The organism is Streptomyces sp. NPDC029526, from assembly GCF_040637405.1.
Lineage (GTDB): Bacteria > Actinomycetota > Actinomycetes > Streptomycetales > Streptomycetaceae > Streptomyces.
Genome location: NZ_JBEZWE010000040.1, coordinates 1 through 10,552 on the forward strand (window position 1 = coordinate 1; position 10,552 = coordinate 10,552).

Below are 10,552 nucleotides of genomic sequence, written 5' to 3' on the forward strand. Positions count from 1 at the left end.
GTTGAGACTTCGAACACCTCCCTCAACGGCGCGGGTGCCTCGTGCGTTGTGCCCTCGCCGCTGTCACCCCATCGGTGGCCACTCTGAAAACGCTCGATGTCGTCGGCCTGGACGGCCCGGAGGTAGTTGAAGGCGCTGATGGCCGCGTGCGGGGTCATCGGGGCGAGCGGCGTGGTGTCGGGCATGTCGGCTCCTCAGCGTACGGGCCGCCCCGCTGATCGCGGCGGCCTCGGAACCGATGCTCGGCTTGCGGCCCTGTGGACAGAGTCCGGCCGCCAGAGGGGAGAACTCTCCCCCCTCCGGGCTGATCACGATGCAGTCACGGTGGAGGGGTTTTCCGAGGTCGGCGTCACACGAGAGCCGAAGACGGGACCTGTAGGAGGTGAACGGCGGGATGGGCCCGCCCCACCTTCCAGGAGCATCCTGTGGCGAGCACCGCAGACGAGCCCGAGCCCCTTGACCCGGCCGGAGAGGCCCCCTCCGTGGACCCCTCCACCACCCCCTCCGCGCCCCGTCGCCACGGGCCGGGAGTTTCCGCAGGCCAGCCCCGGCGGACAGGGGGTCAGCGCAGGTCCGACAACCCTCATGTCCCAAGGCGTCGTACTCACAGGAAGAACTCGACAGGGCCAAGGCGGAGGGAACTGCTGCAAGCGCTGGGGATCTTCCAGAGGGCTACGCCTGATCAGTTGTGGAAGCTGACCCGTCCGGGCAACCAGCACGACAAGCTCACGCGGGACACCCTCCTGGATCTTCAGGACCACCACCTGGTGAGGGTCGAGCTTGTACGGGAGGACCAGCGGCAGGTGTGGGTGCTGACCAAGCGCGGACACAGCGAGGCGAAGAAACTGCTGGAGCCGAAGGGCATACGCATCTCGGCGCTGCGCGAGGAGAAGTATGACCCGGTCACCGGGGAGCTGCTCGGCACGAGCTACGACGACCACTCCGCGGCGGTCACCTAGTTGGACGCTCACGGACGCCGGCATCACGTGCTGGGCCGACAAGGGATACCAAGGCGCCGGGGGCACGGTCCGTATCCCCTGCTGGGGACGCTGGGAGACGCTTGCCCAGGGGCAGAAGGCCGTCAACCGGTCTCACGCAAAGACCCGAGCCCTGGTCGAGCAGGCCGTCGCCACCCTCAAGTCCTGGCGGCTCCTTCGCAGACTGCCATGTTCCACCACCCGCATCACGAGCCTCGTCCAAGCCATCCTTTGCCTGCATCTGGCCAGCTCAGACTGAGGTTGGAAAGAGCCCAGTGACGGCTTGTCAGGCCGGGGTGTTTTCGCTGGTCGGGTGTTGAGGAAGGGAGTGGTCACTGCCGTGGGGCGGTTTCCGTAGCGGGTGTGGCTGTCTTGGGGCGGTACACCTCGCTCCGCTCCACTGTCTTTGGACCGGCACTTCTCAGACAGGGAGACGCCAGCCGGCGGACCGATATCGGGTGGACATCGTCACTACAGTAGGAACATGACTTGGTCTTTGGGCTACTTACCTCCTCGTCAGCCGGAGCTACTCGACGCTCTGTTTCTAGCGGCTGGACGTTCCCTTCATCTCGCTAACGCGTTCGAGGAGAAGTGCCGCTGGATGGTCCGATGCATCAACCTGGTTGAAATGCACGAGAGTGACGTCGAGATCGTCATGGATGATGACGGGATGATCACCAACCTGCCAGTCGATAAAATGCTCGCAGCCACGCTAAACCACCTGACTGGCAAGATCTCGACTTCTGGCGAGATCATGGATTCCCTACGGCGGGCCACAAGAGCAAGGAACTTCATTGCGCATGAGGGTGCCAGTGTGGGGCATATCAGCGTCGTTCGAGAGCGGCACATCCTCGCGCATGTCCGCCGTCTGCGCTCTGCGGTCCTAGATCTGGCAGAAGGCGACAACATCGTTTCGCAATGGGGATTCCACTTCGAAGAACCGCGCCAGTTTCTCCCCCAAGACCTCATCGAGTCTTACCCGCAGATGATCGACGGGTGGGTCTTCGGGCACTTCGGAGACCTCCTCGAAGAAGAAGCCGTGGATCCAGCCGCTACAAAACTCTGACCTTGCTCGCGCTGGCAATGCGGACCCGAGGGCCCATGTTGACCACGCACCTTGTTGTCTTTCCGGGCGTGATCGGTGCCTCTGGACGCCGAACTCGCCAAGCGGCTTGACCGGATTCGCTGGACGATGCACACCGGCCCGCTCGTCGATGGGCTCATCAAGCACCTGGTCGACGATCTGGGCGAGCCACAGGAATTCCTCACCTGCCTCGACCGTCTGGCGGTCGCCACCGGCCGCGATGCCGACGATGTCCGCCTCGCCGACGTGGAGCTCGTGGAGGCCGGTGACGCCCGGGAGCAGCGCGGGCAGGAGCAAGCCGACGCGGCAAAGCTGGAGGTGCATCAGCGCTTCCGCCTCTCGTTCATGCGCTGCATCCGCGCCGTGCCCCGCGCCGCCTGGTGCTCCTCCTCCGTCACGGAGGCGCCCTGGTTGCGGTCCTCCGGCACCTGCGCGCCCTGGACGGGCTTGTCGTTTGCCGCAGTCGGTTCGCTAGACGGGGCCGGCACTGCTGCGGCCTTCGCCCAGGGCACGCCCAGCGCGGCGAGGGCGGCCTGCTGCTCTGGGGTGAGCTTGCCCCACCTGGAACGGGCGTTCGAAGTCCATACGCCCAGTTTCACGGCCACCGGCTCCGCCCCGCCGTCAACCGTGATTTCTTCGCTGTGGCTGCGCGGGACCGGTCGTTGGCCTTCCCGCTCGACCCACTGCGTGAGCGCCGCAAGACCCCGCTGGAACGCCTGCTGCGCCTTGCCCTGCCCCTTCGTCGCACCCTTGGAAACAGGGGCGGGAGACGGGGCCTGGGCGGGCTGGACGCCCAGCTTGGACAGCCGGATCTGCTGTTCGGGCAGAAGTTGTGCCCAGGTGGTCGGGTTCTTCTGCCGCTCCAGCCATCGTCCGATGTCGTCGCCGTCGAACGTCACGCCGGGGGCGATGTCGGGGAGCCTGCCGTCGGGTTCGTCGGCGGCGAGGTTGGTGAGGATGCGGTAGTGGCGTTGCCAGTCCAGGGGCCAGGGGCAGTTCCAGTCAGGGTCGATCGCGGTCAGCTGCGCGGCCCGTGTCTCCGCCCGTTCGGGATTCTTGCCGAGGCCGCCTTTGCGGCGGATGTTGGCCATGTGCTGCCCGATAGGCACTAGACCCTCGGCCTGGCTCTTGCCCCAGACGGCGTCCTGACGGGGTGCGAGGTGCCCCATGGCCCGCCGGTAGGATCGCAGCGCGGCGAGCTTGTTCTCCCACGCCTCCTCACCCGGCTCCCACACCACCCCGGCCTCCGGTGCGTACAGCAGCGTCTTACGCCGCTCCTCCAGCTCCCCGGCCCGCAGCGCCTTCCTCTGCTGGTGCACCCATCGCCCGAGCGGAAACGCCTTGGTCACCCCGACCTCGACCTCGGTGTCGTAGGGAACGGCGTAGAGGCCGGTGATCTCGTTCTCGGCCCGCCAGCGCAGCAGGGCCTGGTAGCCCTCCAGCCACACCAGCGACTCCGGCCGGTACACCCGAGTGCGAAGGAACGCGGCGATGGTCGCGGCGTCGCGCGGGCTGGAGAAGTGCAGCAGGGCCGCTTCGGCGGCGGCCTGCGTGTCGTCCTCCTGGTCCTCACCGTCGCCCTCGCCGCCGGCCCCGACGATCCGCCCCTCTTCGTCACGCCGGACGTGGACCTTGCGCTTGCCGCTCGTGAGCGCCCGGGAGGCCAGCTGCTCGACGAGCCGTTCATCATGCGAGCGCAGGCCCTTTATCTGTAGGTGGTGATGCCGTATGGAGTGTTTGTTGTGGGTCTGACCTGCTCGTATTCCACTGCCCGGTGACCCGTGAGGGTCCACAGCAAGCGTCTCGATCTTCGTGCGAGACGGGTTGCCGGCTTTGTCGCGGGAGCCCTCGGGGCGCCGTCTTGCCAGAAACAAGGGTTGTTAGTAGGTTGCTCCGGGTTATGTCTTGACAGGTGCAAGGTTTGGGGGTGGTATTGACATGGCGAATCGGATGGACGTGCTTCTCGCGGCACTGGACCGTCAGGGATTCAAGAGCTGGCAGAGCCTGGAGGGATCTTGGTTCTTCTCCCGGGACGGCAACGTGACCACGATCGATCACGAGCCGGGCAGTCCGGGTGAGTGGCTCGATCTGGTCTCGATGCTGCGGGAAATGGGCCTGGTTCTCCCGTACGAGGACTAGCCAGGTATGGAAGGGGGCCAGAAGGCCTGGCCCCCTGTACCTGTCCATCCGCGCACACCGCAGAACGAAACAGATGGAAGGAGAGGAGAGAAGCATGGAACAGGAATGGCGGGCGTCTGCGACTGCGGATGCTGTTCGCGCCCTCCGGGATGAGCAGTTCGAAGAGATGCATCGGCACTTCGCTGGTGTCATCAGGTATGAGGCTGACAGCCGGCGTCTCAACATTTTGTGGCGTCTGAGGGCGTCCGGCTTGGTAGAGGCTGCGGACAAGGCTCTTCATACAGTGGTTGAGGGACTTGAGGCTGCTCTGGGCCACAAGCCTCAGCTGATCGACCTGCGTGTGGTTACCGCTGAGCAGGCAGCCGCGGAGCGGGACTACCCCAAGGAACAGAAGCTCATGGGATACAGGGAAGCGGCTGAGGAACTGGGTGTCTCTCGTCAACGGGTGGCTCAGTTGGATGGCAACCATCCTGACTTCCCGCGGCCGATTGGCCGCACTGCTGCTGGACCGGTCTTCACTGCTGAGTCCATCCGGTCCTTTGCCGCCAGGTGGGACCGGAGTCCAGGGCGGAGGAAGACCGCCTAGGCAACTGCGTTTGAGCGAGTGGGCCCCACTGGCTGCTGGCCTTCACCAGCCAGCGGGGCCGGCTTGCGGCAGTGTCTACCTTTGCTCGTCCGTCGTGGAGCTGACCCTGGTCACCATCTGGCCCGGACTGTTGCGACGGCTAGGTCAGACGTGTGGGCGGTATGCACGGCCTCCAGCCAATAGCGCTCTGGTGGGCGAGTTACGGGATGGTGATCTGCTAGGGCGCACATCAGGAATCCGCTGTCCTGAAGTTCTAGCGGCCAGCCTTCGAGCACGGCGTGCTTGCCGTTCGCGGAGTAGTGATCGTGCACGACGAGGCCGACGACGAAGTCCTGGCCTGTGACTGAGTCGTGTTCCACGATGGTGGCCAGCGGGTCTACTGGTTGTTGATCAAGCCAGCTGATCTTGATCGCCGTGATGTCCAAGTGGCGGAAGTAGACGTTGTGCGTCGCTCCGAATCGGTCGTGGAGGTGACGCAGGGCTGTGGCATCCAGCGGAGTGCCGGGGAGCTGGAAGGATAGTTGGCATTGCGAGACCAGCAGGGGAGCAGGCGTTCTGTTGCGTTGGCTGCTCGAGGGGGTGCACTCGTCCGCTTGCTGCCTGGCGGGTGACGGCTCTGCCGCAGCGATGATTGCCGTCAGTGTGTAGAGGCCGCCCAGGGTGGTGTCGCAGTACACGAGCTGCTCGCTGTGGTGTGGGGCGGCTGGCTCCGCCATACGCTGCTGGGCGTCGTCCAATGCTTGTATGAGTTCGCCGGCCCCGATTCCAAACCATGAGGTGTCGTTCTGCTGGAGAGCCCAGGTGGGACGTGCGCTGGCCAGTCCGAGTTCATCAAGGCCGTGGATCAGGCGTATCAAGTCGGCTGCAGTGCGGGCTTGGATGGGGATGTCCAAACATACGCCGCGGCCGCGGCCGAAGGACCAGTCCACGTTTGTGGCGGCGGTAGCGAACACCACGGGAGCGAAGCCGCCCGGAACAGTTAGGTAAGGGTGTTGCTCCCCACATGCGTCGCGGAGATGCAGGTCTCTGGTTGGCAGTGCGCGGTCTGGCCTGCGGGTTACGGCGTGTGCCCGTCGAGACTCCCCGAGATGCACCTGGCCGTGAGTGATCAGCGCCTCCTGCTTGGCTCTGAGCAGGCCGGGCAGTGTAGTCGGCTCCCTAAGCGCGTTCAGTAGATCTTCTTGGTCGACCAGAAGGATAGGTGTCTGACGTTCTCGGCTGACCTCCTCTACGAGGGTTCCAGTGAAGCCAGAGATGCTGACGAGCACACCTACTACGTCGGGACTGGTCCGGCGCAAGCGGTCGCGTAGGCCGCTGAGTACGTCCACGTCCGCCTTCGCGGCTTGCCACTTGGCCTCCAGGAGGTACCGGCGGTCTCCGTAGCGTGCAGACAAGTCTGTCTGGCGTGGGTATGCGATCCGCGGGTTGAGCTCAACCTCGAAGTGAGCGAGCTGGAAGGCTCGCTGCAGCAGGTGCTCGAAATCCTTCCCGCGGCGTTGCGGATCGCCTGACGCGCTGAGTCGCGTGTACGCGTCGGCTAGGTCGCGGAAGCCTCTGAGTAGTAGGGCGTCACTGTTCAGCCTGGAGTCAAAGTTCTCGGTCACCTCGGTGATTCTGCTTCCACTTCCGACGATGACTGGGGCAGTCGCACGAATCGAGTGTCGGGCGGGTCGTCCACCCGCCGGTTGCCTCAGATGAGGAGCTAGCGCGTGGAGGCCCTGCAAGGCCCCGCTTGGCATCCGTGCCCGCAGGCTGAGGAGGGCACAGAGCTGAATGTTTTGCCGCAATACCCTGGTATGTCTGATTGTCGGTGGGTGAAGGTAAGGTCGCGCCACGGGGACTCCTGAAGAGGGGGCCTTCGCGGTTTTTCGAGGGGTGAGGCGGAGTGGGGCTGGCGGGCGGGGCTGCGGACAAGGCGGGTAACCGGTACGAGGACTGGTGGACCGCGCTGAGGGTGGCTGAGTTGCTGAGGGGGCGGGCGTCGCGGATTCGTCTGGAGCCCCCGGGGCCGGCGGGCGCCGGGATCGAGTTCGAGCTCGAGGCGGACGACGGCACATGGTGCGAGCAGGTGAAGGACGTTCCCTCGAAGGGGCCGTGGACCCTGGATGCTGCGGGGAAGATCCTTAAGGCGGTCACGGGGCATCTTACGGAGGGCAAGAAGGTGCGCCTCGTGCTGTCCACGGGGGCCCCTGAACTGCATGATCTTGCCCAGCGGGCCCGGGCAGCTGAAACACTCGCCGAGTTCGAGGACATCATCACCAAGGCCCAGGCTCCCCAGTTCGTACAGGTACTCGGGAACTGGTCTGTGAACGGGGCGCCGGTCGACCGGGAAGTCGGCTGGCGGTATCTGCAGGCCGTGCACGTGGAGCACTACTCACCGGAGGCGCTGCGCCGCCTGGTGGTCTCCGAGTATCAGCTGCTGTTTCTCGGCGATGCGGAAGTGATCGTCAGGCAGTTGAGCGGCTATCTCGACGAGCACCTGCACCAGCGCCTCACCGGCTCCCAGATCCGCAGCCACCTTCTGACCGTCCCGGGAGTACACCCACGGCTGCTGGCCGGTGACACCGGAACGCTCACGGCGCTGGCCGGTACCGTTGAGCGCTTTGTGCGGCGCGTGCGGCGGGACAGGCCCGTGTTCGGGATGGCCGCTCGCCCGCATGCGGAGCAGCTGTACGAGCACTTGATAGCTGAGGACGGCCCGCAGATCGTGGTCTGCGAGGGCGGTGCTGGCTTGGGTAAGTCAGCGGTTGTCACCGACGTTCTGGCTCGGCTGACCGAGCAGGGATGGCCGGCGGCCGCGGTCCGGATGGACGGTGCCGACGCGAGCGTGCAGACGGCCAGGGATCTGGGGACCAGGATGACCTTGCCGGACTCGCCGGCGGTGCTGCTGGCTGGGGTCGCGGACGGAGCCCCGGCGCTGCTGGTGATTGACCAGCTGGATGCGGTCAGCACCTACAACGGCAGGATGTCGGACGCCTACGAGGCCGTGGAGGACGTGCTGGCGCAGCTGTCCGTCACCCCGAACGTCAAGGTGCTCCTGGTGGCCCGTACCGTCGATATCGACAACGACCGGAGGCTGTCCGGGCTGGTCGCCGACCCCGCCCGAACAGTCCGCTTCCCCCTCAGCGTTCTGGATCTGGAACAGGTGCGGGCTGTCCTGTCCGCCAGCGGGACGGATCCCGACGGCTTGGGGCCGGTGACGCTGGAGCTGTTGCGTACTCCGTTGCACCTGTCGGTCTTCAGCCGCCTGTCGTCCTCCGCACGCGCCGCTTCCTACCGGACCTTGCAGGAGCTGTACGCGCGCTACACAGACGAACTGCGTGAGGAGATCGAGCGGCAGGTCACCGCGGTGGACTGGCGAGGTATCACGGGCACGCTGTGCGCCTCTATGAGTGAACGCGAAACGCTCCAGGCGCCCATGGCTCTCCTCGATGGTTTCGCCCGCCAGCACATCAGGATGTTCGAGTCGCACGGTGTGCTGGTGCGCGACGGGGAACAGATCGGGTTCTTCCACGAGACGTACTTCGATTTCCTCTTCGCCCGGGCCTTCATCTCCACCGGGGAGGACATCCACGATTTTCTGGCCAATTCAGGTCAATATCTGTTCCGTCGAGCCCAGACCCGGCAGATCCTTGAGCACCTTGCTGGCTCGGACCCTGAACGTTTCCGCGTCACGGTGGCCCGGCTCCTGGGCTCTGACCAGATCCGCCTGCACCTGCATGATGTGATCATCGCGGTCCTTGGGCAGCTCGATGCCGCTCTGCCAGACTGGCAGGCCATCGAACCGGTCGCCTGGGGTCAGGCTCCTGTCGCGGGCAAGGTACGCGGTCTGCTCGCCCTGCCGCAGTGGTTCGACGCCGCCGACCACAATCAAAGGTGGGAACGCTGGCTGGGCACGCCGCAGACCGCCGATGCTGCGTTCCCTGAACTGCTGGCCGTCGCGCGACACCGGCCCGAACGTGTCGCAGAGCTGGTGCGACCGTACGTGGGCACCACGCCGCAGTGGGGGCAGCGGCTTCTGCGGCTGATTGAGTGGGCGCTCACGCCCGACCTTGTCGACCTTGCCGTCGACCTGGTCGAGAGCGGCCATGCGGACGAGGCGCGTGGACCGATCGCGGTGAACAGTGACTTCTGGTCACTGCTCTACGGCCTGTCCGAAACCCACCCCGCTCCTGCTGCCCGCCTTGTCGGCGCCTATCTGCGTCGTCACCTAGCCCGTGCGCGCGCCGACGCATCCGGCGACCCCTTCGCGTCCGAGCACTTGTCCACGAACTCACAGGTGGCCGACACGGTCCTCTCCCGCATTGCGCAGGCCGAGCCGGAAACCTACGTCGACCAGGTTCTGCCCTTCGTCATCGACGTGGCCACCGCTAGCAGCGCGGGCAGCACCGGCTCCCAGGACCTCGGTGGCCGCTGGGCCTACCGCCTCGTGGGCGGCCGCGGTGTCGACACCGCCTTGCTGGCCGCCCTCGACACGGCACTGCGCTCCCTGGCCGGCCAGGCCCCGGCTGCCGCTGCCGACGCCCTGCGGCAACTGACCGCCTCACCAGTTCAGGAACTGCGCTTCCTCGCCTGCCGCCTGCACACTGCCCTGGGACGGCCCGATGAGGCGATCGCCTGGCTCCTGACCGATGAGCGCCACTTGCGCCTGGGATGGGTGGACAGCGCGCGCTGGGCCTCGCGAGAACTCATCGAGACCACGACCCCCCACTGCACGGACGAGATGCTGGATCGCTTGACCGCGGTGCTGCTTGGCTACTACCCGGCGTGGGAGCGCCGACGACAGAAGGGTCAGCGCAGCGCCTGGGGCCGGAGCCAGTACGAGCTGCTGTCGGCGATCTGCCCTTCGCGCCGTAGCGAAGCGGTACGCCGTCGGCTCGCCGAATGGCACCGCAAGTTCCCCGGCCACGTCCCGTCGCCACCGACACCGCTTCAAACTGGAGTTGTCGGCTCGCCGATCAGTGACCAAGCGGCCCGGCACATGACCGACGACCAGTGGCACCGTGCCCTGGACAAGTACGCCCAGCCCCAGCCCGAACGGTTCTGGCCTCTCCGAGGAGGCGTCCACGAGCTCGCCCGGACACTGGGCAGCCGCGCGCAACAGCAACCCGACCGCTTCACCGACTTCGCCTTCACTCTCGGCCCGGGCTCGCCAGCCGCCTACCTCTGCGCGATCGTGGAGGCGGTCACGCCCCATCTGGATGCCGACCACTGGGAACGACTGGCCCTCCACACCCACCAGACGCTCGGCTCCGAGGCAGCACCCACGATCTGCCGCGCCCTGCAGTCGGCCCCGCAGAACTTCACTCTTGCTCTGCTCCCGGCCCTCAACGGCTACACCACAGACCCCTACCCCGAGCAGGACATCCGTCATCCTGATGCCGAAGGAACCCGCACGGATCTGCTGACCGCCGGCATGAACGCCACCCGCGGCCAGGCAGCGTTCACCGTTGCCACCCTGCTCTTCCACGGCAGTGAGCACCTGCACGCCTTGACGCCCCTGGTCACCCGCCTCGCCAACGACCCAGTGCTCGCTGTCCGAGTCTGCGCAGCCCAGGCCGTGCTGGCCTTGATGAAGCATGACCCTCAGATTGCGCTAGACACCGCTGAACAACTCCTGAACCACCAGGACACCAACGTCTACAACGCCTCCACCACTCAACGGCTGCTCTGAACCGTTCCGGGTTCGATCGAGACTCTAGGTTATGACTGTGACCTGGGGCTTCGTGGTTGCCCGGTAGTAGTTGGTCTCGTATTCGGCGGGTG

The 10,552-nt window shown here is 65.9% G+C and carries 6 protein-coding genes and 4 pseudogenes; 7 read left to right on the forward strand and 3 right to left on the reverse strand.

Annotated elements, in window-relative coordinates; translation table 11 throughout:
* Positions 1-185 (reverse strand): annotated as a pseudogene (locus AB0F01_RS31105) (hypothetical protein); the annotation flags it as partial.
* A 501-nt stretch (positions 186-686) separates the two neighbouring features.
* Here AB0F01_RS31105 and AB0F01_RS31110 point away from each other — a divergent pair.
* The 4 genes and pseudogenes from AB0F01_RS31110 to AB0F01_RS31125 form a co-directional block, all read left to right on the forward strand.
* Positions 687-959, forward strand: a complete 273-nt coding sequence (locus tag AB0F01_RS31110; RefSeq protein WP_362102699.1) for a hypothetical protein — start codon at positions 687-689, stop codon at positions 957-959.
* Between the two features lie 7 nt (positions 960-966).
* Positions 967-1,236, forward strand: a pseudogene (locus tag AB0F01_RS31115) (transposase family protein); the annotation flags it as partial.
* A gap of 225 nt (positions 1,237-1,461) precedes the next feature.
* Positions 1,462-2,043: a hypothetical protein gene (locus AB0F01_RS31120; protein WP_362102702.1), complete on the forward strand. Its 582-nt coding sequence runs from the start codon at positions 1,462-1,464 to the stop codon at positions 2,041-2,043.
* Positions 2,044-2,169: 126 nt separating this feature from the next.
* Positions 2,170-2,343: pseudogene (locus tag AB0F01_RS31125) on the forward strand (DUF6042 family protein); the annotation flags it as partial.
* Between the two features lie 41 nt (positions 2,344-2,384).
* Here AB0F01_RS31125 and AB0F01_RS31130 read toward each other — a convergent pair.
* Positions 2,385-3,770, reverse strand: a pseudogene (locus tag AB0F01_RS31130) (helicase associated domain-containing protein); the annotation flags it as partial.
* Between the two features lie 229 nt (positions 3,771-3,999).
* Here AB0F01_RS31130 and AB0F01_RS31135 point away from each other — a divergent pair.
* On the forward strand, positions 4,000-4,200 hold the full coding sequence (locus AB0F01_RS31135) for a hypothetical protein (RefSeq protein WP_362102705.1): 201 nt from the start codon (positions 4,000-4,002) through the stop codon (positions 4,198-4,200).
* Between the two features lie 94 nt (positions 4,201-4,294).
* On the forward strand, positions 4,295-4,786 hold the full coding sequence (locus tag AB0F01_RS31140) for a hypothetical protein (protein ID WP_362102707.1): 492 nt from the start codon (positions 4,295-4,297) through the stop codon (positions 4,784-4,786).
* A gap of 110 nt (positions 4,787-4,896) precedes the next feature.
* Here the strand turns inward: AB0F01_RS31140 and AB0F01_RS31145 are convergent, their stop codons facing one another.
* Positions 4,897-6,390, reverse strand: a complete 1,494-nt coding sequence (locus AB0F01_RS31145) for a restriction endonuclease (protein ID WP_362102710.1) — start codon at positions 6,388-6,390, stop codon at positions 4,897-4,899.
* 350 nt (positions 6,391-6,740) lie between these two features.
* Here AB0F01_RS31145 and AB0F01_RS31150 point away from each other — a divergent pair, with 350 nt between their 5' ends.
* Positions 6,741-10,460: a hypothetical protein gene (locus tag AB0F01_RS31150; RefSeq protein WP_362102713.1), complete on the forward strand. Its 3,720-nt coding sequence runs from the start codon at positions 6,741-6,743 to the stop codon at positions 10,458-10,460.
* Positions 10,461-10,552: the final 92 nt, after the last annotated feature.

What these genes read in the sequence shown, in the direction of transcription:
- AB0F01_RS31135 (WP_362102705.1), top strand. Translation starts at nt 4,000, where the DNA reads ATGGCGAATCGGATGGACGTGCTTCTCGCGGCACTGGACCGTCAGGGA.
- AB0F01_RS31140 (WP_362102707.1), top strand. Translation starts at nt 4,295, where the DNA reads ATGGAACAGGAATGGCGGGCGTCTGCGACTGCGGATGCTGTTCGCGCC.
- AB0F01_RS31120 (WP_362102702.1), top strand. Translation starts at nt 1,462, where the DNA reads ATGACTTGGTCTTTGGGCTACTTACCTCCTCGTCAGCCGGAGCTACTC.